Origin of the sequence: Wenjunlia tyrosinilytica, from assembly GCF_014646055.1 — a bacterium.
In the GTDB taxonomy this organism is placed as follows: domain Bacteria; phylum Actinomycetota; class Actinomycetes; order Streptomycetales; family Streptomycetaceae; genus Wenjunlia; species Wenjunlia tyrosinilytica.
In genome coordinates this window covers 323,507-346,825 of sequence record NZ_BMMS01000001.1, presented here as the reverse complement: position 1 = coordinate 346,825, position 23,319 = coordinate 323,507, and the positions used below count along the sequence as shown (strand labels likewise).

Sequence of the window (23,319 nt, the reverse complement as noted above, 5' to 3'; positions counted from 1 at the left end):
CCCGGTCGTCCGGGACCGGGGCTCCGGTCCTTTGCGGCATCGGGCGGGGCCGGGGCTCTTTCCACCCGTCCGCGTCCGGGGCCGGCGGGGAGCCGCCTACAGACCCTCGTACGTGACGCCGGTCAGCTGCTCGGAGGCGCTCCACAGCAGCTCGGCGGACTTGTCGTCGAGGGTCCATTTGGCCCGCCACGACGGCGCCGGCGCACCCCGCCACCCCTGGACCCTCGGCCCGAAGAAGGCGTCCTGCGCCACCCCGGGAGCGGTTGCCGCGAAGAGCGCCGGCAGTGCCCCGGCGTCCGCGCTCTGCGCGATGACGCGGTTGGCGAGTTCCGCCACCCGCTCGGCCATGCGGCGCCCCTCCATCCGCACCCCCGCCGTCTGCAGATTGGTCGAGGCGTACCCGGGGTGGGCCGCGGCCGCCACCAGATCGGCGCCCGCCGCGACCGCCCGCCGGGCGAGTTCGTGAGTGAAGAGCAGATTCGCGGTCTTGCTGCGGCCGTAGGCGATCCAGCGCCGGTACTTGCGCTCGCTGTTGAGATCGCCGAGGTCGACATTGCCCAGGGCGTGGAAGCCACTGGAGACGCTGACCACCCGAGCGCCCGGACGGGCCAGCAGCTTCGGCAGGAGCAGTCCGGTGAGGGCGAAGTGGCCGAGGTGGTTGACCCCGAACTGCGTCTCGAACCCGTCCGCGGTCCTGCGGTAGGGCAGCGCCATCACCCCGGCGTTGTTGACCAGCAGGTCCAGCCCCTCCCGCCCGGACCTGCCGTAGCGCTCGGCGAAGTCGCGCACCGAGGCCAGGTCGGCGAGGTCGAGCACGGACAGCTCCACCTCGGCACCGGGGACCTCCTCGCCGATGCGGGCCTCGGCGGCCTTGCCCCGGCTCTCGTCCCGGCACGCCAGTACGACGTGCGCGCCCTTGCGGGCGAGCTCACGCGCCGTGCAGTAGCCGATGCCGCTGTTGGCCCCCGTGACCACGGCGGTCCGTCCACGCTGATCGGGTATGTCCGCTGCTGTCCAGCCTGCCATGCCGTCTCCCTGCTGTCGGGCTGTGCGCCTCCTCAGCGTAGAGGCGGTGCCTCGGGCACGGGGCGGGACTCAGCGGCCCGGCGGCGGCCCTTCGGCCGGCCGGGAACCGCCGCCGGGCGGCGCTCCGGCGGTGGAGGGGGCGGCGGTGGAAGCGGGAGCGTCGTAAGGGGTGGCGGGAGATGGGGCGGCGGTGGAAGGGGCGGTGGCGGGCGGCGTCTGCTGCCCGCCGAGTTTGCGGTAGGTGAACGGCACCGCCGTGGGGTCGGCGGGCCGTGCGGCGGCGATCCGCTGGATGATGTGGTGGTCGGGGGAGAGCCGGCACGCGGGGTCGGTGCGGGTGGCGTCCCCGGTCAGCGCGAAGGCCTGGCAGCGGCAGCCCCCGAAGTCGGTGTCCCGGTGGGCACAGGAGCGGCAGGGCTCCCGCATCCAGTCCGAGCCCCGGTAGGCGTTGAACGCCTCGGACTCCTCCCAGATCCACTCCAGCGAGTGCTCGCGCACATTCGGCGCTTCCAGCCCCTCGAGCGCGTACGCCGCCGGGCACGGCAGCGCGGTTCCTTCGGGAGAGACCGTGAGCGAGACCGCGCCCCAGCCGCCCATGCAGGGCTTGGCCACACCGTCGAAGTAGTCCGGCACCACCCAGACCAGCTCGATCCGCCCGGCCAGCCGCTCCCGCCGGCGCTCGACCGCCTCCTCCGCCCGGGCGAGCTGGTCGCGGTCGGGCAGCAGCGTCGCCCGGTTGAGCAGCGCCCACCCGTAGAACTGCGTATTGGCCAGCTCGATGCGCTCCACGCCCCAGGCCTCGCCCAGGGCGATGATCTCCTCGATGGAGTCGAGGTTGCGGCGGTGCAGCACCACATTGAGGCCGAGCGGGAGGCCGCGCTCGCGGACGGCGGCGGCGGCCTTCTCCTTGGCGGCGAACGAGCGGCGCCCGGCGATGAGCTCGGAGTTGACGGGGTCGGCGTCCTGCACCGAGAGCTGGACGCTGTGCAGGCCGACCGCCGCCAGCTCGTCGAGCCGGGCCCCGTCCAGGCCGAGTCCGCTGGTCACGAGCTGTGTGTACAGGTCGGAGCGGACGGCGGCGGCCACGATCGCGGCCAGGTCGGGGCGCAGCAGCGGCTCTCCGCCGGACAGGTGCACATGGACGACACCCAGCTCGCCGGCCTCCCGCATAACGCGCTCCCACTCCTCGGTGGGCAGTTCCCTGGAGCGGCGGACGAGTTCGAGCGGGTTGGAGCAGTAGGGGCAGTGCAGCGGGCAGGCGTGGGTCAGCTCGGCGAGCAGCCCCCAGGGCCGGTTCAGGGCACGCCGGTCGTCGGGCGGGTTCACCGCAGCCACCCCTCGTCGCGCACCCGGTCCAGGAATCCCGTCACATCGTCGGCGACGGGTGCGCCGGGGAACCGCCGCTCCAGTTCCGCCACGATGTCGCCCGCCGACCGGTTCCCGTCGCACAGCCGCAGGACGGACGCGGCCTGCCCGCTGAGCACGACCACACGCTCGGGCATGACCAGCAGGTCGGCATCGCGCCGTTTGTCGTGGCGCAGCAGGATCGAGGCAGCGAGCGCGGGCCGCCAGTCAGCGTCCACCGCGGCACTCCAGCTCCACCGCGTCGAGCAGGCTCCACAGCACATCGCATTTGAACGACAGCGCGGCCACGGCCCTTTCCTGGTCCGACCGTTCACGCGCCCAGCCGAGGACGAGGCCGAGCGCCTCCTCGCTGTCCCGCCGCCCCTGGGTGACGCGGTTGCGGAAGTACTGCAGCCCGTCCTGGTCCAGCCAGGTGTAGTGCTTCTCGAACGCCTCGATCCGGGTGACCATCAGATCCGGGGCGAACATCTCGGTGAGGGAGGAGGCCACGGCCTCCAGCGGGGACTTCAGACGGCAGAAGTTGACGTAGCCCTCGACCGCGAGGCGCACCCCCGGCGGCACGTGCTCGCCGGACAGCAGCAGGGAGCGGTCGAGGCCCGCGGCCTCGCCGAGCCTGAGCCACCGTTCGATACCGCCCTCGTCCTCGGCCCGGCCGTCGTGGTCCTGGATGCGGCGCACCCACATCCGGCGCAGCCGCGAGGAGTCCAGCTTGGCCAGGATGAGCGCGTCCTTGACGGGGATGTGGCGCTGGTAGTGGAAGCGGTTGATGATCCACAGGCGGATCTCGTCGGGTGTGAGCCCGCCCCGGTGCATGCGCAGATTGAACGGGTGGAGGTGGTGGTAGCGGGCCCGCGCCACCGCGCGCAGCCGGGACTCGAACTCCTCCGGGCTCCACCGGTCGACGGTGACCACTGTGCTCGTCGTCGTGGTGCCCGTGCCTGGAGTGCCAGTGCCAGTGCCAGTGCCGGTGCCGGTGCCCGGAGTGCCGGTCCCTGGCGCGCCGGTCTCTCGTGCGCCGGTCCCTGTCGCCGTGTTCGTCCCCGCCGTGTTCGTCCCCGCCGTGTTCGTCCCCGCCGTGTTCGTCCCCGCCGTGCTCGTCCCCGCTGTACCGGTACTGGGCGGCGCTGATGTCACAGCTCGATCACCATCCCGTCGTCGGCCACCTCGATGCCCCGTTCGGCGAGTGCCCTGTGCTGGGGCGCGTCCGGGTCCACGAGGGGGTTGGTGTTGTTCAGATGTGTGTAGAGGCGGTGGCGCGCGCCGAGCTTCGCCAGGCGGTCGGCGGTGCCTGCCGGGCCCTCGATCGGCAGATGTCCCATGCCCGTGGCGGTGCGGCGCGAAATCCCGGTGCGCCGGGGTTCCTCGTCGTCCCAGAAAGTGCCGTCGACGATCACGCAGTCGGCCTCGCGGGCCGCCGCGTCGAACTCCTCGGGCCAGGCCGCCATCGCGGGCGCGTACAGGGCCGCGGTGCCGGTCTCGCGGTCGCTGATGCGCAGCGCCACCACCCAGGTGTCGTCGCTGACCTCGTGCGGCTCGGCGTCGGCGGCGTAACGCGGGCGCTTGCCGGAGACCTTGATCCCGGAGATCTCGATCGAGCCGTTCTCCGTGAGGGGGACCGAACGGGTGCGCGGCAGCTCTCGCCAGGCCACGCCCGTGTAGGGGCCGAGGACCTCACCGAGCCTGAGACGGGTGATGAGCGCGTCGCGCACGGCGGGGGCGGCGAAGACGTCGAACCCCTGTGCCTCGCGCAGCCGCGCCATCCCCAGGGTGTGGTCGAGCTCGGCGTCGGTGAGGACCACCCCGGCCAGCGGCGTCTCACGCGGCCCGGGACCGGGTCGCAGTGCCGCGCTGTCCTCGATCTGGTCTGCGATGTCCGGCGTCGCGTTGACGACGAACCAGCGCGCCTGCGCCGCGCGGATCGCGATCGAGGCGTGCCGACGCCTCCGGCCGGGGTGAGCGCGTGCCCCGAGGCAGCCGGGGCACGCGCAGTTCCACTGGGGGATGCCGCCGCCCGCCGCGGTACCGAGGACCTGCAACAGCATGGCGGCCGGGCCTAACGCTTGGTGAGGACGTAGGCCGTGCACTCCATGGAGGTGTCGACGACCTGATAGTCGGGCTTGACCCAGGCCGTCTCTTCGGGCTTCGGAGCCTTGGCCGTGGGGGTCCCGGCCGTGTCGTGCGGTGCTGTCATCGGTTGTGCACCCGCCTTCCAGAGTTAGGTAAGTTTCCTAACAGTCCTGTGCGACTCAGATTGTTAGTGTGACGGCGTGCTGTCAAGTGCTGTCGCATTCTGATGGCGGCCCTCGCTTGAGGCGGTGGCGGCGCGGCGCCGAAGCATTGCTCGCATTCCCGACATGGCTCGGCGGCACGGCGCTGTTATCGTTTTGTGACCATCCGGGCCAGGTCCTATCACATGGGCGCCGCAGCCTGATGATCGTGACAGCGCACTCTCGCAACACCCCGCAGCCCCGCAGCCACCGCCGCGCCCGTAAGCGGTCGAGCAGGCTGCTGCCCGCCGCGGTGGCCTCGCTGGCCGTGCTGGCCGGATGCCTGGCGGTAGGAATGGCGACGGATGCCGAGGGGGACTCCTCCGGCCCGGACCCGGGCAACGAGGTCGGGGCCGCCGGTGATGACGTCCCCGGCCGCTCCGAGTCCTCCGTGCCCCGGTCCGGTTCCGGGACGTTCACCACCGCCGAGGGGGACGGCGGCAAGGTCGGCCGCGGTCGGCTGCTGCGGTACAAGGTCGAGGTGGAGAAGGGTATCGGCCTGTCCGCCCCCAAGGTCGCCGCCGAGGTCGGTGCGATCCTTGCCGACAAGCGGGGTTGGACGGGGGACGGGCAGTGGGCCTTCCGGCGGGTCTCCGGCGGCACCCCCGACTTCGTGGTCCGGGTGGCCACGCCGGACACCGTGGACAAGATCTGCGGCGGCGCCGGCCTGGACACCGGCGGTGAGGTCAACTGCCGGGCGGGCGTGGATGTGGTCGTCAACCTCAAACGCTGGCTGCTGGCGACTCGGTACTACGACAAGGACGTTCCCGGCTACCGGGCCCTCATCATCAACCACGAGGTGGGCCACTTCCTGGGCCACGGCCACGAGTCCTGCCCCGGCGGCGGTGAGCCCGCGCCGGTGATGATGCAGCAGATCAAGGGCCTCAAGGGCTGCAAACCCAACGTCTGGCCCTTCACCCGCAACGGCCGCCCGATCACGGGCCCTCCAACCCAATGAAAAACCGGAAACATGATCGTATGACGGTTTGATGGCCGACTCCTTGGCCCCATCTCCCGGTCGTGAACGGGAGTTCGCTCCCCGCCGATCTGCGGCGGGTGCGGGTGGACCTCCGTCGCGCTGTCGCGCCGGGCGCCCCGTCGGGTCCAACCCGGCCGCGCCTGACCGGCGTTCGGCTCGGGAGCGCATCCGGTCCTGCGGGTCGGTGCCGCCTGGCGGCTCGCCGAGACCTCGGGCGGTTCCGTGACAAGACCCACAGGTCCAAGAAGGTCCGTCATGCAGGGATTGGGCATGAAAGTTGGTAGGCCGTGGAAAAAGGGTCATCCGGCTGTGACCCGGGGTCCGGCCCGAAAGTCTTCCCCCGAGGGATCGGTCCCACGAGGGATTCTTCTCGTGAAGGAGAGAGTCATCCATGCGCATCGACTTCCAGGCACTCGGTTTGGAGTCCGTCGAGGGCGGGGCGGCACGCGCCCGCCTCCAGGAACTCGCCTGCTCCAACGCGGTTCAGGTCCGGGAGCAGCTGCTGATCCTGCTCAACCGCGGTGCCCGTGACGTCATCGTGGATCTGACCGATTGCGCGGTGGTGTGCGAGTGCTGCGGCGTGCCCGCCCTCATTCGCGCCAACCGGCGGGCCCGTGCGCTGGGCGCCCGGCTCGGGATCGCGGTACCGGAGGAGTCACCCACGCGTCAGGCCCTGGAGCGGGCGAGCCGGTCGGAGCCGTTCCCGTTGACCATCGTGCCCGTCGCGCCCGTCGGGCCGCCTCCCGTCAAGGCGCCGCTGGCCGCCGCCTGACGTCCGTCACCAGCAGCGCTGCGGGGCGCGTTCGGAGCCCGCGCCCCGCAGGGTCACCTCGACCGGGCCGGTGCCCGGCGCCTCCACCGCACGGGCGTCGGCGGCCGTGCACACCAGCTGGCCCACGGCCCGCTCACTGAGCCGCCGCACATCCATGGGCAGGACGAGCACCACACTCGCGCCCTTGACCGTCACCTTCTCGGGCCGCAGCCCCGGGGGGAGTTCGGTGACCAGGCCCTGGCTGCGCTCGGATTCGTCGGGGCCGTTGGAGAGGAGCTCCAGCGCCGCCCGGATGCCGACCGGGACGTCGAGCCACCGCGGCGAGGGCCGCAGTTCGCCGCCCTCGACGAAGTAGACCGTCGTGGTCCCCTGGATCCCCGTCGCGGGCTCGCCCGCCTCCACCACACCCGTGGCCGGGATCTCGCACCCGGACAGCGCGGTGCCCGCCAGCGTGAACAGCACAGCGGCGGCGTACCCGCGCCCCACACTTGTCCGCCACACACTCCCGGCGCTGCTCGACCTCATGAGGAAGCCTCCTCGGAACGGTGCGCCCACAGCGGCAGCCCGACGGTGAAGACGGCGCCGCCTCCGGGCCGGTTGGCGACTCGGACGGTGCCGCCGTGCAGATGGACGTTCTCCGCGGTGATGGCGAGCCCCAGCCCGCTGCCCTCGGTCCTGACGCGGGCGTTGTCGGCCTTGAAGAAGCGCTCGAAGACGTGCGGCAGCACATCGGCGGGTATCCCGGAACCGCTGTCGGAGACCTCCAGCACCGCCCACCGTTCCCCGTCCGCGCTCTCCTCGGCGGTCAGGCGCAGCCGGACCGGGCGCGCTCCGTGCCGCAGGGCGTTGCCGACGAGGTTGGCCACCACCACGTCCAGCCTGCGCGGGTCCAGCCGGCCGCGCAGCGGCACCTCCGGCAGCTCCGTCTCCACCGAGTCCTGCCACGCCCGGGACGACAGCGTCCGGCGTACGGACTCGCCGAGGTCCACCTCGTCCAGGTGCAGGGATGCCGCCCCCGCGTCGAAGCGGGAGATCTCCATGAGGTCGTCGACGAGCCGGGCGAGCTTCACGGTCTCCTCGCTGATCAGCCGCACGGCGGTGGCGGTGTCACCGTCGAGTCCGGCCGCGTCCTCGTCCAGGACGTCGGTGACGGCCGACATCGCCGCCAGCGGGGTGCGCAGTTCGTGCGAGACGTCGGCGGCGAAGCGCCGGGCCCGCGCCTCCATCCGCCGCAGCTCCGCCATGGACTCCGCGAGTGCGGCGGCGGTCTCGTTGAATGTCCTGGACAGGTCGGCGAGCTCGTCGGAGCCATTGACCCTCAGCCGGGTGTCGAGGTTGCCCCGCGCCATGTCGCGGGCGGCCCGCCGCAGCTCACGGACCGGGCGCAGCACTCCCCGGGCGGCCAGCAGCGCGAGGAGGACGGCCAGGACCAGCGCGGGGACGGTGGCCCGCTCGACCGCGGTGACCAGGGCGTCCGCGTACGCCTGCTCGTTCGTCTGCGGAACGATCAGGAAGACCTCGAGCCCGGAAGCCCTCACCCTGCCGTCCCGCGCGGCGGCGAAGGTGACGGGCAGGCCGACGACGAGCGAGGAGTGGCCGCCCCTGACGACGCGCTGGAAGACGGTCGCCGGCCGCTTGTGCACCGCCTCGCGCATCCGCGGGGTCAGATCCCGGAAGGAGTCGCCCGGGGTGGAGGTGGACCGCAGCGGTCCGAAGGCCGCCAGCACCCGCCAGCTCTGGGAGCGCCCGGCGCGGGCGACATCCCCGGCGAACGTGTCGAGGGACTCCTGGTCGAGGGGGAAGCGGACCGTGAGCGCGAGCGTGTTGACGTGGTCGCGGAACTGCTTGACCACGGTGTCCTGGCTCTGCTGGAGCACCCCCGTACGGGCCTCCCGGTAGGTCAGCGCGCCTGTGGTGAGCGCGCTGACCGCCGCCACGAGGGCGAACGCGACGACGAGGCGGATCCGCAGGCCGCGCAGGAGCGGAGGCGCCTTCATCGGGGCGCCTTCATTGGGGCGCCTTCATTGGGCCTGGAACCGATAGCCGAAACCGCGCACGGTCTGCACATAGCGGGGCTGGCCCGCGGGTTCTCCCATCTTGGTGCGCAGCCTCTTCACACAGGCGTCCACCAGCCGTGAGTCGCCGTGGTAGCTGTGCTCCCACACCGACTCCAGCAACTGCTGGCGGCTGAAGACCTGGCCGGGGGAGGCCGAGAGCACGAGCAGGAGCCGCAGCTCGGACGGGGCGAGCGGGATCGGCTCGCCGCGGTGGGTCACGGTGAGCCCGGCCCGGTCGACGGTGAGGTCGCCGTGCACCTCCACGCGGGGCACGCTGCCGTCAGTGGTGCCGACGACCCTTCGCAGCACCGCGCGTATCCGTGCCTCGAGCACCCGTGCCTGGACGGGTTTGACCACGTAGTCGTCGGCCCCCGCCTCGAGCCCGACGATGACGTCCACGTCGTCGCCCCGGGCGGTCGCCATGAGGATGGGCACCTGGTCGGTGGCCCTGATCCGGCGGCACACCTCCAGGCCGGTCATGCCGGGCAGCATCAGATCGAGCACCACGACGTCCGGGCGGAACGACCGCAGGCGGGCCAGCCCGTCCTCACCGGTCTCGACCGCGGCGACGTCGTGTCCCTGCCGGCGCAGGGCGAGTTCCACCCCTTCGCGCACGGCGCGATCGTCTTCTATGAGCAGGACACGTGGCATCTGCTCAGTATCTGCACAGCGTGTGCGAATTCATTTGCCGAGGTCGTATGGGTGAGTAATTGTTACGGGACGATCACATTGCTGCGCGGCGGTCGATCATGTGCTTCGGCCGTGTGCTGCGGCCAGTCGTGGCGAAGGCCATGGCGCGGTCCCTGGCGGATCGTCCATATGTGACCCGCAGGCAACCAGTGGGCAACACCCGTTGCCCACACTCGACCCATGACGGCCCTGACAGCACACCTCGGCCCGGAATCCACCCTCGACAGCACAGCGCAGCTGATGTCCAGGATCGACGCACAGCTCGCCGACCAGCTCTCCCGGCTCGCGCCGCCCGCCCCGCCGCCGCCCTCGGGACCCGAGCACACGCCGCACTGAAACCGCCCCGACACCCGTCGGGGGACTGATCGTCGCCGATGGCGGTTACCGTGCCGGGTATGGACGGGATCGCGCAGGACCAGACCGCCACCGGCTACGACATCTCGGCACAGGAACGCTGGGTGTCCGAGCCGGACAAGCGGCCCGGGCGCACCGCGTTCCAGCGGGACCGGGCGCGTGTGCTGCACTCGGCGGCGCTGCGGCGGCTCGCGGGCAAGACCCAGGTGGTGGCGCCGCTGGAGGTCGCCCCCGAGATCAATACGAGCCCGCGCACCCGGCTCACCCACTCCCTGGAGTGCGCGCAGGTCGGCCGTGAGCTCGGCGCCGCCCTCGGCTGCGATCCGGACCTCGTGGAGACCGCGTGCCTGGCGCACGACCTCGGCCACCCCCCGTTCGGCCACAACGGAGAGCAGGCGCTCAACGCGTTCGCCGCCGACTGCGGGGGCTTCGAGGGGAACGCGCAGTCGCTGCGCCTGCTCACCCGCCTGGAGCCCAAGCGGTTCGTCCCCGACGGCGACGGCGAGCGCAGCGTCGGGCTCAATCTCACTCGGGCGGCCCTCGACGCCGCAACCAAATACCCCTGGACCCGGGCAGAGGGGCCCGACGGCCCGCGGTCGCCCAAGTTCGGCGTGTACGAGGACGACGCACCGGTCTTCGCCTGGCTGCGCGAGGGCGCCCCCGAGGGCCGCCAGTGCTTCGAGGCGCAGGTCATGGACTGGGCGGACGACGTCGCCTACTCCGTGCACGACCTCGAGGACGGGCTGCACGCCGGACACCTCGACCCCGGCCTGCTGCTCGCGGAGCCCGAGCGCAGGGACCTGTTCGAGCTGACCGTGAAGCGGTACGCCCCGGACGCGGACACCGAGGAACTGGCCCAGGCGCTCGACCGGCTGCACGACCAGGAGTGGTGGCCGCACTCCTACGACGGGTCGGCCGTCGCCGAGGCCCGTCTGAAGGACGCCACCAGCCAGCTCATCGGCCGGTTCTGCCTGGAGGCGGAGCGGGCCACCCGCGCCCGCCACGGACCGGGGCGGCTCACCCGCTACCAGGCCGAACTGGTCGTGCCCCGCGCCGCACGGCTGGAATGCGCCGTGCTCAAGGGCGTGGCCAACCGCTACGTCATGCAGCGCGCCGACCAGGAACGCCGCCGCAGGCACCAGCGCGTCGTCATGGCCGAACTGGGCGAGGCCCTGATGCGCAGAGCCCCCGAAGCCCTGGCCCCTCCGTTCCGGACGCTGTACCACCGCGCCGGCGACGACCGCGCCCGCCTGCGCGCGGTCGTCGACCAGATCGCGTCCCTGACGGACGCCTCGGCGGTCGCCCTACACGAGCGCCTGGTGGTGCGCTGAGGGGTACGACGGGAGTGCGCCGGACCGGCCACCGGAACCCGATCGGGCCGAGGTACGTCCGATCGCATGATCGGATGCCTTCCCGTGACAACCAGTCGGTGTGCGCGAGAGGCATGCGCTCCCCGAAGGAGCGCGCGCGGCCGCACGGTCGGCGCGCGAAGAGCCGGTCGCGCGGGCGCGCCCAGTGGTGCGCGGGCTTTTGTGCCGGGCCGATCTTGAGAGTGACAATGGTGTCTCATTCCCGTGCTCTTCACGGGAGCGGCCCGGTGCGGCACGCTCCAACCAAGGACACGGGCCGCCGGGGAGGCACGGTACGTACACGGGGGACGACGGGGACGACGCGAGATCGGAGTGCACGGTGGTGGACGCAGACCAGACGTTTGTGATCGTCGGAGGAGGCCTGGCCGGGGCCAAGGCGGCCCAGACCCTCCGGTCGGAGAATTTCTCCGGCAGGGTCATCCTGATCGGCGACGAGCTCGACCCCCCGTACGAGCGGCCTCCCCTGTCCAAGGGATTCCTCACCGGGGAGAAGGACCGGGCCTCCGTCTTCGTCCACGAACCCGGCTGGTACGCCAACCACGACGTCGAACTGCACCTCGGGCAGACCGTCACCCACCTCGACCGGGCCGCCAAAACCGTCCGGCTCGGCGACGGCAGCGTCATCCGGTACGACAAACTGCTCCTCGCCACCGGCGCCGAACCCCGCCGCCTCGACATCCCCGGCACCGACCTCGCCGGCGTCCACCACCTGCGCCGGATCGCCCACGCGGAGCTTCTGCGCGGCACCCTGGCCAGCCTCGGCCGGGAGAACGGCCGCCTGCTGATCGCGGGCGCCGGCTGGATCGGCCTCGAGGTGGCCGCGGCCGCCCGCGGCTACGGCGTCGAGGTGACCATCGTCGAACCCGAGCCGACCCCGCTGCACTCCGTGCTGGGCCCCCAGCTCGGCTCCCTCTTCACCGACCTGCACCGGCAGCACGGCGTCACCTTCCACTTCGGCGCCCGCCTGACCGCCATCACCGGCCAGGACGGCATGGTCTTCGCCGCCACCACCGACGACGGCGACGAGCACCCCGCCCACGCGGTACTCGCCGCCATCGGCGCCGCACCCCGCACCGCCCTGGCCGAGAACGCCGGACTGGCGCTCGCCCCCCGTGAGGAGGGCGGCGGCATCGCGGTCGACGCCTCGCTGCGGACCTCCGATCCCGACATCTACGCCGCCGGGGACGTCGCCAACGCCGAGACCCCCCACCTCGGCCACCGGGTCCGTGTCGAGCACTGGGCCAACGCCCTCAACGGCGGCCCCTGCGCGGCCCGTTCGATGCTCGGCCAGGACGCCGCCCACGACCGCGTCCCCTACTTCTTCAGCGACCAGTACGACCTCGGCCTGGAGTACTCGGGCCATGCCGCGCCCGGCCAGTACGACCAGGTGGTGTGCCGCGGCGACGTCGGCAAGCGCGAGTTCATCGCGTTCTGGCTGCGCGAAGGACGTGTGCTGGCCGGTATGAACGTCAATGTCTGGGATGTCACCGACCCGGTCCAGCGCCTCATCCGCAGCCGGGTCCAGGTCGACCCCGAGCGGCTGTCCGACCCCGACACCCCCCTCGAATCCCTGGTGGAGGGGCACCTGTAGCGTCCACGGCATGCGCACAGCCGTCACCTCGCTCGCCGACATCTTCGACCTGCGGCACCAGGTGCTCCGTACCGGAATGCCCGCTGAGGCGGCCCATTACCCGGAGGACGCGCGCCCGGACACGTTCCACCTCGCCGCCTGGGACGAGCAAGGGCGTGTCGTCGGCTGCGTCACCTTCTTCCCCGACCCCTGGGACGGTGCCCCGGGCGCCACCGCCTACCGCTTCCGCGGCATGGGCACCGCGCCCGAGGTGCGCGGCCAGGGGTACGGGGCCGCGCTGATCGCGGCGGGCATCGGGGCCGCCGCCGAACGCGGCGCCGAGGTGGTGTGGTGCAACGGCCGCACCAGCGCCCGGGGCTTCTACGAGCGGGCCGGCTTCACGGCGGTCGGCGAGGAGTTCGAGCTGGCGCCCAGCGGCCCGCACTACATCTTCGTCCACAAGGCCTGACCGGCCCTTCCGGCCCCGCCCCGCCCCGCCGTCGGCCCCGCCCGGCCGAGCCGCCACTACGGTGACGGCCGCACAGCGGGCACCGTCCGGCCGAGAGTGTCCCCGCCCGGCCGTAGACTTCGAGCGTGGCAGGTCGGATCAGGGACGAGGACGTCAAGGCGGTACGGGACGCGGTCCCCATCGACGTCGTCGTCTCCGAGTACCTCCAGCTGCGCAACGCGGGCGGGGGGAATCTGAAGGGCCTGTGCCCCTTCCACGACGAGAAGAGCCCGTCCTTCCAGGTCAGCCCGGCCAAGGGGCTGTACTACTGCTTCGGCTGCCAGGAGGGCGGCGACACCCTCGACTTCGTGATGAAGCTCGAGCACATCACCTTCGCCGAGGCGGTCGAGCGGCTCGCCGGGCAGGCCGGGATCGCCCTGCGGTACGAGGAGGGCGGGTACACCCCCGGACGCCAGCAGGGCGAGCGCACCCGGCTGGTCGAGGCGCACAAGGCCGCCGCCGCCTGGTTCGCCGAACAGCTCAGCAGCCCCGAGGCCGAGATCGGCCGGGTCTTCCTCGCCGAGCGCGGCTTCGACGAGGCCGCCGCCAAGCACTTCGGCGTCGGCTACGCCCCCGCCGGATGGGAGAACCTCGTCCGGTTCCTGCGCGGGCGCGGCTTCAGCGACAAGGAACTGCTCACCTCCGGTCTGGCGAGCGAGGGCCGCCGGGGCCCCATGGACCGCTTCCGCGGACGGCTTATCTGGCCGATCCGCGACATCACCGGTGAGGTCATCGGCTTCGGCGCGCGGCGGCTGCGCGAGGACGACAACGGCCCGAAGTACCTCAACACCCCCGAGACACCCATCTACAAGAAGTCCCATGTCCTGTACGGCATCGACCTGGCCAAGAAGGACATCGCCAAGTCCGGCCGGGCCGTGGTCGTCGAGGGCTACACCGACGTCATGGCCTGCCACCTCGCCGGTGTCACCACCGCCATCGCCACCTGCGGCACGGCCTTCGGCGAGGACCACATCAAGATCCTGCGGCGGATGCTGATGGACACGGGGGAGTTCCGCGGCGAGGTCGTCTTCACCTTCGACGGCGACGCGGCCGGGCAGAAGGCTGCCCTCAAGGCGTTCGAGGACGACCAGAAGTTCGTCGCCCGCACCTTCATCGCCGTGGGGCCGAACGGGATGGACCCCTGCGAGCTGCGCGTCAGCGAGGGCGACACCGCCGTGCGCAACCTCGTGGACACCCGCGTCCCGCTCTTCGAGTTCGCCATCCGCAGCGCCGTGGACCGCTACGACCTCGAGACCGAGGAGGGGCGGGTCGCCGCCCTCGACTCGGCCGCGCCCATCGTCGCGAAGATCAAGGACACCGCGCTGCGCCACTCCTACGCGGTCCGGCTCGGCTCGATGCTCGGCTACCTCGACGAGCGGTTCGTCGTCGGCCGGATCGCGCAGCTCGCCCGCTGGGAACGCGAGCGGCGCAGCAGGCACGGAGGCGACCAGCGGCGCGGCGACGGCGGCCGCGGGGCGGTTCAGCAGCATCAGCGGCAACAGGCACCGTCGCCCGAGCGCGGGCGCGGCGCGATCCGGCTGGACCTGCGCAACCCGGTCCAGATGGTCGAGCGTGAACTGCTCAAGCTCGCGCTGCAGTTCCCCGAGCTGGTCTCACCGGCGTTCGACGCCTACGGCGAGGACGAGTTCACCGCGGCGCCCTACGCTGCCGTGCGGCGCGCCCTCGCCGAGGCCGGGGGAGCGGCGGGCGCCGACGACGGCTGGCTGACGCGCGTACGCGAAGCCGCCCCCGACGACGTCCTGCGCTCCCTGATCACCGAGCTGGCCGTGGAACCGCCGCGCACCCGACGCCAGGCCGACGCCATCTACGCGGGCGAGCAACTGGTCGCCGTACGCCTGCACGCCGTTGACCGCCGTGTCGCCGAGGTCCGCGCCCAGCTGCAACGGCTCGGACCGCGTGCCGACGCCGAGCAGGCGAACGCCGTCGCAGCCGAGCTGTGGGCGCTCCAGCAGTACGGCCAGAGCCTTCGCGAGAAGGGCGCCACCGCGCTGTAACCGGCCGACCGCGCACAGCGAGGGATGCGGCAAAAAGTGCCCGCACACCCCTCGTGGCACCGTGTGCCGTACGCCACACTGGGTCCCGGTGCACCAATCATCGGAGCGCGGAGCCCCCGACTCCACGGGAGTCCCGCACACGCGGTACCAGACGGACAACGGCTCGGCCGTGACCGTTCCGGTCTCGCGTGCCCGCTCCCAGCAAGCCGCCGCGACGCTGCACGCGCAAGCCCTGCCCGCGCTCACCGTGGAGGCCGTTTCCGTGCCGATGCAAGTGCTGCCCGCCGACACCGCCGAGTCCACCGTCCCCGCCGAGTCGTCGGACGCCGCAGATCCTGAAGGCCCCGCGGACGCCGCGGGCCCAGAGGCCGCCGCAGGCCCGGAGGACACTGGCGAGCCCACTGACGCCGACCTGCTCCCGGAGACCGATCCCGAGGCCGATCCGCAGGTCGATCCCCTGGCCGATCCTGCGGTCGGGGAGCGCGTGCCCCCGCAGACCCGCGTCCGCGCCGACGCCAAGGCCGGGGCGCGCGAGGGCGACGAGGAGCGGCCCGCCCGCGAGGACGCCTCCGGTCCTTCCGCCGATCTGTTCCGCCAGTACCTGCGCGAGATCGGCCGCATCCCCCTGCTCACCGCGGAGGAGGAGGTCGATCTCGCCCGCAAGGTGGAGGCGGGCCTGTTCGCCGAGGCCGAACTCGCCCGCCACACCGACCTCGACGTGGTGTTCGCCGATGAGCTGGACCAGCTCGTCGTGCTGGGCCGCATGGCAAAACGGCGCCTGATCGAGGCCAATCTGCGCCTCGTCGTCTCCGTCGCCAAGCGCTACATCGGCCGGGGCCTGACGATGCTGGACCTCGTCCAGGAGGGCAATCTCGGTCTGATCAGGGCAGTTGAGAAGTTCGACTACGCGCGCGGCTACAAGTTCTCGACCTACGCGACCTGGTGGATCCGGCAGGCCATGAGCCGGGCGCTGGCCGACCAGGCCCGCACCATCCGGGTGCCCGTCCACGTCGTCGAGCTCATCAACCGCGTGGTGCGCGTGCAGCGCCGTTTGCTCCAGGAACGCGGCTACGAGCCCACCACCGCCGAAGTCGCGGCGCAGCTCGACCTGTCGGAGGAAAGGGTCGGCGAGGTGCTGCGCCTGGCCCAGGAACCGGTGTCCCTGCACGCGCCCGTGGGCGAGGAGGAGGACGTCGCCCTCGGCGACCTCATAGAGGACGGCGACGCCGCCTCTCCCGTCGAGTCCGCCGCCTTCCTGCTCCTGCGCGAACACCTCGAGGCGGTCCTGTCAACCCTCGGCGAACGCGAACGCAAGGTCGTCCAGCTGCGCTACGGCCTCGCCGACGGCCGCCCGCGCACCCTGGAGGAGATCGGCCGCATCTTCGGCGTCACGCGCGAGCGCATCCGCCAGATCGAGTCCAAGACCCTCAACAAACTGCGCGACCACGCCTTCGCCGACCAACTGCGCGGGTATCTCGAATAGCGGTACTGGCCGTACCCGGCCGTACCCGGCCGTACCCGGCCGTACCCGGCCGTACCCGGCCGTACCCGGCCGTACCCGGCCGTACCCGGCCGTACCCGGCCGTACCCGGCCGTACCCGGCCGTACCCGGCCGTACCCGGCCGTACCCGGCCTGCCTCGCCGGTCGGCGTCGCCGGTCTCGGCGGGGGAGCTTCCGCGGTGGCAGTTCCGCAGCTTCCGGCTCCGCGGTGGCAGTTTCCGCATCTTCCTGCTCGGCGGTGGCAGATTCCGTGGTGGCAGTCCTCGCCGTGTCCGGCTCAGCCGAACGCCCCCGGGTGGGTCTGCTCGCGCACCGCCGTGAACTGCTGCCGCACCGCCTGCCCGATCGCGATGTCCTCCTCGGTCAGCTCCGCCGAAGGCTCCGCCGCCACGGCCCGCCAGCGCGGAGGCTCCGGCAGGGGCCGGCTCGCGTGCTGCCCGTGCATCGCCCAGGCCGCCTGCCTGGCCGCGCCCAGAGCCGCGTACTCGGCCGGCTGCGGAACGACGACGTTGGTGCCGAAGATCAGCGGGGCCACCGTGCGCACGGCGGGCAGATTGGCGGCGGCGCCCAGGAGGAAGACCCGCCGTACCTGGACCCCGCGCCGCCGCAGTACGTCCAGCGCGTCCGCCAGCCCGCACAGCATCCCTTCGACCGCCGCCCGCGCCAGGTGTTCCGGCTTCATGCTCTCGCGGCGCAGCCCCGACAGCGTGCCCGCCGTGTGCGGCAGGCTCGGGGTGCGCTCGCCCTCCAGATACGGCAGGAGCACCAGGCCGTAGGCGCCCGGAGTGGAGCGCAGCGCCAGCTCGGAGAGCCCGTCGAGCTCGGTGCCCAGCAGCTCGGCCGCGCCTCTCAGCACCCGCGAGGCATTGAGGGTGTGGACGACCGGCATATGGTTCCCGGTCGCGTCGGCGAACGAGGTGATGGTCCCCGTCGGGTCGTGCAGCGCCTCGTGGTGGATGGCGAAGATCGTGGACGAGGCCCCGAGCGAGACCACGGCGTCGCCGGGGCCGACCCCGAGGCCGAGCGCCGCCGCCATGTTGTCACCGGTGCCCGCCGAGATCAGCAGTCCCTCCGGAGTGTGCCCGGCGGGCTCGGCGGGGCCCAGCACCCGGGGCAGGGCCACCTGGTGGCCGAGGGCCAGCTCCACCAGGTCGGGCCGGTACTCACCGGTCGCCGCCGACCAGTAGCCGGTCCCCGAGACATCGCCGCGGTCCGTGCTGCGGGGGGCCTGGCCGCCCAGGAGCTGCCAGGTGAGCCAGTCGTGGGGGAGGAGCACTTCGGCGGTGCGCCGAGCGTTCTGCGGTTCCGCCTGCGCGAGCCACCGCAGCTTGGCCACGGTGTGCGAGGCCCGGGGAATGGAACCGACGGCCTGCGCCCACGCCTCCGGGCCGCCGAGCGCCTCGACGAGGTCGGCCGCCGCACCGGTGGCCCGCTTGTCGTTCCACAGCAGCGCGGGGCGCACCGCCACCCCGCCGACGTCGAGCGCGATCATCCCGTGCTGCTGGCCGGCGATGCCGATGGCCTGGACGCCTTCCAGCACCCCGCCGCCGGCCGCCTCCCCCAGGGAGATCAGCCAGGCCTGCGGGTCGATCTCCGTCTTCTCCTGCCGGTTCGGTGGCAGCTCGGGGTGCGCGGCATGCCCCTGCCTCAGCACGGATCCGGTGTCCGAGTCGCAGACGACAATCTTCGTGAACTGGGACGAGCATTCGATCCCGGCGACAATCCCCATGCCGCAGATCATATGGATCCGCGGCACGGGGGAGACGATCAGGTGTTACTGGTGCCCCAGTCGTCCTCGGAACCGCGCTCGCGCAGGTAGCGCACGCGGTCGGTCACGCTGTCGGGGAGCTTGTCGCCGACCTTGCCCGCCACGGTGCCCGCGGCCTTCGAGGCCACGGTGCGCCCGGTGTCCTTGGCGTTCTTCGCCGCGTCCTGCACGGCGGGGTTCTGGGCGAACTGGCGGGCCGCCTTGCGCAGCTGTTCGTACCGCTCGCGGCCGGCTCTGGCTCCGAGCACGTAGCCGACGGCGACCCCACTCATGAATGTCAGCCGGTAGCGCATGGCTCCACCCTTTCGTCCCGAGTTCGGCGTTCCAGGCGTCTGCTGCCGCCTCGCGCCTACCCGGAGAACGGGGCGGCGAATCCGATTGGCGGAGCACCCCCCTCGTTGCGCTAATGTATGTCTCGCAGCGAGCGCCCGCCGCCCGGGAGACCGGTGGGAGGGCAATCGGAGCAATCCCCTGTAGCTCAATTGGCAGAGCAGCCGGCTGTTAACCGGCAGGTTACTGGTTCGAGTCCAGTCGGGGGAGCGCAACAGACACGGTCCCCCTGGCATCCGCCGCGGGGACCGTTCTCTGTGTGGCGCGCATGCCGCAGGGGCCCGCGTCCGGAGCCGGGCATGGCTGAAGAAGGATCATTCCGGCCCCCCGAGGGCGACAGATCCTATGAACGGCTATGCTGCGGCAGACGGTGCGAACGACATGTCGCGACGTGCCGTTACGGGGCGGTAGCTCAGCCGGTTAGAGCAGCGGACTCATAATCCGTCGGCCGTGGGTTCGAGTCCCACCCGCCCCACCGAGCGGATCGACCGGCATCCCCCTGTTGACCTCGCTGAAGGGCTTGAGGTCGATCTTTGCGAGGGGGAAGACGCTTCCCTGGGCGGTGGCAGGTGAGCCCGAAGTGAGCCCGGACGTGCCTCCCGCCGCCTTCGGGCGGGATCGCGGCACGAGCCGCGCGGCCTTCTCCGAGACCTCCCGGTCGATGTCCGGCAGGAGGTTGCTGTACGTGTCGGACGTGAGGGTGATGGTCGAGTGCCGCAAGGTCTCCTTGATCGTGTGAAGATCACCACCACCCGCGTGCGTCAGGGTGGCCGCGCCGTGGCGGAGATCCCGGAGGTTGATCGGCGGTAGGCCGGCTGCTTTGACGATGCGGCGGAAGGCGTCGGACACCGCCTCCGGGTGCAGCCAGCTGCCGTCTTCCCGGGTGAACGCCTTGCCCGTGTCCTGCCATGCCTCACCCCACTTCAGGCGCTCGCGGTTCTGGCGGGCGCGGTGTGCCCTCAGTACTGTCACCGTGCGGCTGTCGAGGTGGATGGTGGCGGCGCTGCCGTCCGTTTTCGGCTCCGACTCGTACGTCGTCCCGCCGTCCTGGACGATCTCTTTGGCGACGGTCAGTTCGGCACGGTCCAGATTGATGTCCATCCAGTTCTGGCCCACCGCCTCACCGCGCCGCAGACCGCGGAAGGCGATGAGATGGAACATGGGGTACAGCCGGTCGCCCTCGGCTGCGTCCAGGAAGCGGCCGAGCTGCTCCGGCGTCCACACCATGACCGGGGAGGGCTTCGCACCGGTCCTTTCCCAATGGCGGACCCGTTCCTCCGTCCAGAGCAGGCCCTTGGGTCGCTTGCCGGACGCCAGCTCCACGTGCTCTGCCGCGTTGAAGGTGATGAGCTGCCGGGCGATCGCCGCGTTCAGCGCCGCCCGCAACGTGGAGCGGATGCGCTGCCGCGTGGCAGCCCCGGTGATCCTCCGGAACGGCTTCCCGGGGTGCCGGTGCCGTTTACGCGGCGGAGGTGAGTTCGGCGCGGCCGAACAACAGCGCGTGGCCGGTGGGGAGCTGGTGGAGGATGCGGGTGATGAGGTCAGGGTCGGCGTGGGCGGCGACGGCCGCGAAGACGGAGCCGGTGTCCCAGCGGGTGGTGGCCAGGGAGGCACCGGAGCGGGCGGCGAGGTACTTGACGAAGGCCCAGCCGGTCAGCGGCTGGGTGTCGGGGATCTGTGCGGTGAGGACACGTGCGGCTTCCAGGGGCAGGCAGGCGGCAAGGTCGACGCGTTCGTCGCCGGTCAGCTGGCGTCCCAGCCCCGCGAGAACAAGGCGGACGGCTTCCTCGGCTCTCTCGCGGGTGGGGTAGGCGCCCTCGTAGAGGACCTTCTCCAGCATCTGCTCATACGCCGTCGAGTACGGCTGCTGGTCCTCAGCCGGTACGCGCACGTCGGTGATCACTGCAGTGCATGCCTTTCGTAGAGCGGTGCGGGTGTGTGGCACCGAGGTAGGGGTCAGGTGGGCTGGGGGCGGCCGAAGAGGAGGTCGTAGCCGGCGGGGAGCTGGAGCAGGATCTGCCCCAGCAGGTCCTCGCCGGCCGTGTCGGCGACCGTGGACAGCACGGCGCTGACGTCCCAGGTCGCGGTCTGCTCGGTGGCGCCCTCGATCCAGGCCGCGGTCGCCCGGACGAACCGCTCCGGGGGCAGCGGTTCGGCGCTCTGCAGCGGGTTGAGCAGGATCAGGGCGAATTCCTCCGGGAGACGTGCCGCGAGCTGGGCGCGAACCTCGCCGACCAGATGCGCGCCCAGCAGGGCGAGCACCACACGGGCCGCGCGCTCGGCTTCCTCCACAGTGCCGTACTCGCCGCGCTCCTTCACGCGGTCGAGGAACGCTTCGCGTCGCAGAGTCATCTCGCCGCCACCCCTTCTTGTTCTTCGGCCTGCCCCACGGGGTGCGGAGGACGGGGTGAGGGGGAGATCAGGTGCCCGTCCTCCGCACCTGTCCGGCCGGTGTCAGCCGGAGATCTCCTTGTGGCCGGTCCCGACGCCGATGGAGATCTTGCGGGGCTTGGCACGCTCGGCGATCGGGATGCGCAGGGTCAGCACGCCCGCGTCGTAGTCGGCCTTGATGTGCTCGGTGTCGAGGGTGTCGGCGAGCACGATCTGGCGGGAGAAGACGCCCAGCGGCCGCTCGGACAGCTCCATCTGCACGTCGTCGGCCTTCGCCACCGGCCGGCGCTCCGCCTTGACCGTCAGCATGTTCCGCTCGACGTCGATGTCGATCGCGTCCGCGCTGACGCCGGGAAGGTCGAAGGCCACCACGTACTCGTCACCCTCGCGGTAGGCGTCCATCGGCATCGCCGACGGCTTCGACCAGGTGCCCGGGCCCATCAGCTGCTGCGCCAGCCGGTCCAGCTCACGGAAGGGGTCAGTGCGCATCAACATCGTGAAAACACCTCCAGCAGGTTCAGGCAGTGACTGCCAATGCGCCTCACTGACACCGTTGTAACATGTCATCCAATGGATGACAAACACGATGTCGTCTACTTGATGACAACCCGAGGGAGGTGCCCGTGCCCGCACCCGACCAGCCGGTCTCCACCGACGCCGACGCCCACAGCCCGGCGTCGTTCCTCGCCGCGGCGGCGGCCCTGAAAGCCATAGACGACGCCCTGCGCGACGCCCAGCACGAGACCCCCGACACCCTCGGCGCCGGGCCGGCCCCGGAGCAGGCCCTCGCCTCGCTGATGCTGCTGCGGCAGGTACGTGAGCGGCTCGCCGGATGGGAGACCGGCCTGATCGAAACGGCCCGGGACGCGGGCGCCAGCTGGGCCGACCTCGCCTCTCCCCTGGGTGTCGCCAGCCGCCAGGCCGCCGAGCGCCGCTACCTGCGCGGCCGCCCCGGCCCGGCCGGGACCACCGGAGAACAGCGCGTGACGGCCACCCGTCAGGCCCGGGCCGCCGACCGCAACACCGCCACCTGGGCCCACCGCAATGCGGCCGACCTGCGCCGCCTCGCCGGCCAGATCACCGCCCTCACCGACCTTCCCCCCGCCGCCCGCCGCCCGCTCGATGAGCTCCACGCGGCCCTCGCCCACAACGACCCCGCCGACCTCATCGCCCCCCTGACCGCCACCCGCCCCCACCTGGCCGCCGCCCACCCCGACCTCGCCGCCCGGCTCGACACCCTCACTCCCCCCTGACCCCGCCCGGTGCCCCGCAACAGCCCAGTCAGCCTCCGCCCCCGGGCGAACACCCGATTGCCCTCGAAGTCCGGCGGCAGATCGTCCTCCGGGTTACGCCACCGGTTCGCCCCCGGCGCCCAGATCTCCCGCCGACGCAGCGCATCCCGCCGGCTGACCAGCACACACAGCTCGTAGAGGATGGCCAGCTTCCTCGTCCGCGCCTCGTGGGCTCGCGCCGGGGCATCACTCATGCAGGTGTGTTTGCGGCAGAACTACCTCCATCGAACCTGGAGAAAATCTGTCGCGGTCACAGTAGACATTGGCTCGTCGCAGGGTTATTCTTTTCCGTGTACCCAGGAAGTCGAGATGGGCACGGCAGAGATGAACTGCCGCGCATGCAGGTCAAGCAGGACACCCCACGGGTGCTGCGAGCAGTACCCGCGTTATCCAGCAGTACGACCGTGTAGCCGAAGTAAAGGAGCAGACGCCATCAGGATCGCCCGGGCGAGGAAGCAGTCCGCCCGGGTACCGCAGGCCCCGGATTGGAAGGTGGTCCCCGGTCACGCATCCGCGATCCCCGCAGCCCCGCCCTCCCAGGCGGATCCTGCGGACAAATAAGGCCGGCGCAGTTCGCCGGTAGATGGTGTTGAAAGCTCGGGGCCCGGGTGCCGTACGGCACCCGGGCCCCCGACGTGTCCCCTGAAAGAAGAGGTCTATGCCCCCTGCCAGTTCCCGTCCCGTCGACAGTCTCGACGATGACGACTACCCCGCCTACACCATGGGCCGGGCCGCCGAGATGCTCGGCACCACCCCCGCCTTCCTCCGCGCCCTCGGCGAACACCTCCTGATCACCCCGCTGCGCTCCGAAGGCGGCCACCGCCGCTACTCCCGCTACCAGCTGCGCATCGCCGCCCGCGCCCGCGAACTCGTCGACGAGGGCACCCCCATCGAAGCCGCCTGCCGCATCGTCATCCTCGAAGACCAGCTCGAAGAAGCCCGGCGCATCAACGAGCACCTGCGCACACAAGGCCGCGAGTCGCAGTCGAAGAACTCAGCCTGAATCAGCACGCCGATCCTGGGGCAACACCGGCCAGCGGACGATGCTGCCGTCACCGGCCGCG

The 23,319-nt window shown here is 71.8% G+C and carries 24 protein-coding genes, 2 tRNA genes and 1 pseudogene; 12 read left to right on the top strand and 15 right to left on the bottom strand.

The window, feature by feature from the left end; translation table 11 throughout:
- Positions 1–96 precede the first annotated feature (96 nt).
- From IEY86_RS01550 to IEY86_RS01525, 6 genes are all read right to left on the bottom strand, one after another.
- On the bottom strand, positions 97–1,026 hold the full coding sequence (locus IEY86_RS01550; protein WP_189129592.1) for an oxidoreductase: 930 nt from the start codon (positions 1,024–1,026) through the stop codon (positions 97–99).
- 69 nt (positions 1,027–1,095) lie between these two features.
- Positions 1,096–2,361 carry a pyrroloquinoline quinone biosynthesis protein PqqE gene (gene pqqE, locus IEY86_RS01545; RefSeq protein WP_229698069.1) on the bottom strand — a complete coding sequence of 422 codons (1,266 nt, stop codon included), beginning with the start codon at positions 2,359–2,361 and terminating at the stop codon, positions 1,096–1,098.
- A complete protein-coding gene (gene pqqD / locus IEY86_RS01540) occupies positions 2,349–2,609 on the bottom strand; it encodes a pyrroloquinoline quinone biosynthesis peptide chaperone PqqD (protein WP_308425090.1) in 261 nt (86 codons plus the stop codon). Before pqqD ends, pqqE begins: the two co-directional genes overlap by 13 nt.
- Positions 2,599–3,303: a pyrroloquinoline-quinone synthase PqqC gene (pqqC, locus tag IEY86_RS01535; RefSeq protein ID WP_189129590.1), complete on the bottom strand. Its 705-nt coding sequence runs from the start codon at positions 3,301–3,303 to the stop codon at positions 2,599–2,601. The genes pqqD and pqqC overlap by 11 nt, the downstream gene beginning before the upstream one ends.
- A gap of 218 nt (positions 3,304–3,521) precedes the next feature.
- Complete coding sequence (gene pqqB / locus IEY86_RS01530; RefSeq protein WP_189129589.1) at positions 3,522–4,433, bottom strand: pyrroloquinoline quinone biosynthesis protein PqqB; 912 nt, start codon at positions 4,431–4,433, stop codon at positions 3,522–3,524.
- An 11-nt stretch (positions 4,434–4,444) separates the two neighbouring features.
- Positions 4,445–4,582: a pyrroloquinoline quinone precursor peptide PqqA gene (locus IEY86_RS01525; RefSeq protein ID WP_189129588.1), complete on the bottom strand. Its 138-nt coding sequence runs from the start codon at positions 4,580–4,582 to the stop codon at positions 4,445–4,447.
- A gap of 239 nt (positions 4,583–4,821) precedes the next feature.
- Between IEY86_RS01525 and IEY86_RS01520 the strand changes: the two genes are divergently transcribed.
- Together IEY86_RS01520 and IEY86_RS01515 are read left to right on the top strand one after the other, a co-directional pair.
- Positions 4,822–5,616, top strand: coding sequence for a DUF3152 domain-containing protein (locus IEY86_RS01520; RefSeq protein WP_189129587.1), 795 nt, complete (start codon positions 4,822–4,824; stop codon positions 5,614–5,616).
- A gap of 412 nt (positions 5,617–6,028) precedes the next feature.
- Positions 6,029–6,409, top strand: a complete 381-nt coding sequence (locus IEY86_RS01515) for an STAS domain-containing protein (protein WP_189129586.1) — start codon at positions 6,029–6,031, stop codon at positions 6,407–6,409.
- A gap of 6 nt (positions 6,410–6,415) precedes the next feature.
- On the opposite strand, the gene IEY86_RS01510 is transcribed toward IEY86_RS01515, so the two are convergent.
- From IEY86_RS01510 to IEY86_RS01500, 3 genes are read right to left on the bottom strand one after another with little or no spacing between them, the layout of a single operon-like run.
- Positions 6,416–6,934 (bottom strand): GerMN domain-containing protein, encoded by a 519-nt coding sequence (locus IEY86_RS01510; RefSeq protein ID WP_189129585.1) that lies wholly within the window; start codon positions 6,932–6,934, stop codon positions 6,416–6,418.
- Positions 6,931–8,406: a sensor histidine kinase gene (locus tag IEY86_RS01505; protein ID WP_189129584.1), complete on the bottom strand. Its 1,476-nt coding sequence runs from the start codon at positions 8,404–8,406 to the stop codon at positions 6,931–6,933. Before IEY86_RS01505 ends, IEY86_RS01510 begins: the two co-directional genes overlap by 4 nt.
- Before the next feature lie 24 nt (positions 8,407–8,430).
- Positions 8,431–9,117, bottom strand: coding sequence for a response regulator (locus IEY86_RS01500; RefSeq protein ID WP_189129583.1), 687 nt, complete (start codon positions 9,115–9,117; stop codon positions 8,431–8,433).
- A gap of 219 nt (positions 9,118–9,336) precedes the next feature.
- On the opposite strand from IEY86_RS01500, the gene IEY86_RS01495 reads away from it, so the two are divergent.
- From IEY86_RS01495 to IEY86_RS01470, 6 genes are all read left to right on the top strand, one after another.
- The gene (locus tag IEY86_RS01495; RefSeq protein WP_189129582.1) at positions 9,337–9,492 is read left to right on the top strand and encodes a hypothetical protein; all 156 of its coding nucleotides are present in this window, start codon (positions 9,337–9,339) and stop codon (positions 9,490–9,492) included.
- Between the two features lie 59 nt (positions 9,493–9,551).
- Positions 9,552–10,841 (top strand): deoxyguanosinetriphosphate triphosphohydrolase, encoded by a 1,290-nt coding sequence (locus tag IEY86_RS01490; protein WP_189129581.1) that lies wholly within the window; start codon positions 9,552–9,554, stop codon positions 10,839–10,841.
- A gap of 358 nt (positions 10,842–11,199) precedes the next feature.
- Positions 11,200–12,471 carry an NAD(P)/FAD-dependent oxidoreductase gene (locus IEY86_RS01485; RefSeq protein WP_189129580.1) on the top strand — a complete coding sequence of 424 codons (1,272 nt, stop codon included), beginning with the start codon at positions 11,200–11,202 and terminating at the stop codon, positions 12,469–12,471.
- Between the two features lie 10 nt (positions 12,472–12,481).
- On the top strand, positions 12,482–12,919 hold the full coding sequence (locus IEY86_RS01480) for a GNAT family N-acetyltransferase (protein ID WP_189129579.1): 438 nt from the start codon (positions 12,482–12,484) through the stop codon (positions 12,917–12,919).
- 125 nt (positions 12,920–13,044) lie between these two features.
- Positions 13,045–14,973 (top strand): DNA primase, encoded by a 1,929-nt coding sequence (dnaG, locus tag IEY86_RS01475; protein WP_189129578.1) that lies wholly within the window; start codon positions 13,045–13,047, stop codon positions 14,971–14,973.
- An 88-nt stretch (positions 14,974–15,061) separates the two neighbouring features.
- Complete coding sequence (locus tag IEY86_RS01470) at positions 15,062–16,456, top strand: RNA polymerase sigma factor (protein ID WP_229698067.1); 1,395 nt, start codon at positions 15,062–15,064, stop codon at positions 16,454–16,456.
- A 295-nt stretch (positions 16,457–16,751) separates the two neighbouring features.
- Here IEY86_RS01470 and IEY86_RS01465 read toward each other — a convergent pair whose 3' ends face one another.
- Positions 16,752–18,203, bottom strand: a complete 1,452-nt coding sequence (locus IEY86_RS01465) for an FGGY family carbohydrate kinase (protein ID WP_189129576.1) — start codon at positions 18,201–18,203, stop codon at positions 16,752–16,754.
- 38 nt (positions 18,204–18,241) lie between these two features.
- Entirely contained in the window at positions 18,242–18,535 is a 294-nt protein-coding gene (locus IEY86_RS01460) for a YtxH domain-containing protein (protein ID WP_189129575.1), read from the bottom strand.
- 174 nt (positions 18,536–18,709) lie between these two features.
- Here IEY86_RS01460 and IEY86_RS01455 point away from each other — a divergent pair.
- A tRNA-Asn gene (locus IEY86_RS01455) sits at positions 18,710–18,782 on the top strand.
- 191 nt (positions 18,783–18,973) lie between these two features.
- A tRNA-Ile gene (locus IEY86_RS01450) sits at positions 18,974–19,047 on the top strand.
- A gap of 137 nt (positions 19,048–19,184) precedes the next feature.
- Here IEY86_RS01450 and IEY86_RS01445 read toward each other — a convergent pair.
- The 4 genes and pseudogenes from IEY86_RS01445 to IEY86_RS01430 form a co-directional block, all read right to left on the bottom strand.
- Positions 19,185–20,012 (bottom strand): annotated as a pseudogene (locus IEY86_RS01445) (site-specific integrase); the annotation flags it as partial.
- A 19-nt stretch (positions 20,013–20,031) separates the two neighbouring features.
- Positions 20,032–20,475 carry a DUF2267 domain-containing protein gene (locus tag IEY86_RS01440; RefSeq protein ID WP_189129574.1) on the bottom strand — a complete coding sequence of 148 codons (444 nt, stop codon included), beginning with the start codon at positions 20,473–20,475 and terminating at the stop codon, positions 20,032–20,034.
- A gap of 53 nt (positions 20,476–20,528) precedes the next feature.
- Positions 20,529–20,924: a DUF2267 domain-containing protein gene (locus tag IEY86_RS01435; protein WP_189129573.1), complete on the bottom strand. Its 396-nt coding sequence runs from the start codon at positions 20,922–20,924 to the stop codon at positions 20,529–20,531.
- A 102-nt stretch (positions 20,925–21,026) separates the two neighbouring features.
- The gene (locus tag IEY86_RS01430; protein WP_059202743.1) at positions 21,027–21,458 is read right to left on the bottom strand and encodes an Hsp20/alpha crystallin family protein; all 432 of its coding nucleotides are present in this window, start codon (positions 21,456–21,458) and stop codon (positions 21,027–21,029) included.
- A gap of 128 nt (positions 21,459–21,586) precedes the next feature.
- Here IEY86_RS01430 and IEY86_RS01425 point away from each other — a divergent pair, with 128 nt between their 5' ends.
- Together IEY86_RS01425 and IEY86_RS01420 are read left to right on the top strand one after the other, a co-directional pair.
- The gene (locus tag IEY86_RS01425) at positions 21,587–22,216 is read left to right on the top strand and encodes a type III effector protein (protein WP_189129572.1); all 630 of its coding nucleotides are present in this window, start codon (positions 21,587–21,589) and stop codon (positions 22,214–22,216) included.
- Between the two features lie 697 nt (positions 22,217–22,913).
- Entirely contained in the window at positions 22,914–23,258 is a 345-nt protein-coding gene (locus IEY86_RS01420; RefSeq protein WP_189129571.1) for a helix-turn-helix domain-containing protein, read from the top strand.
- Positions 23,259–23,319: the final 61 nt, after the last annotated feature.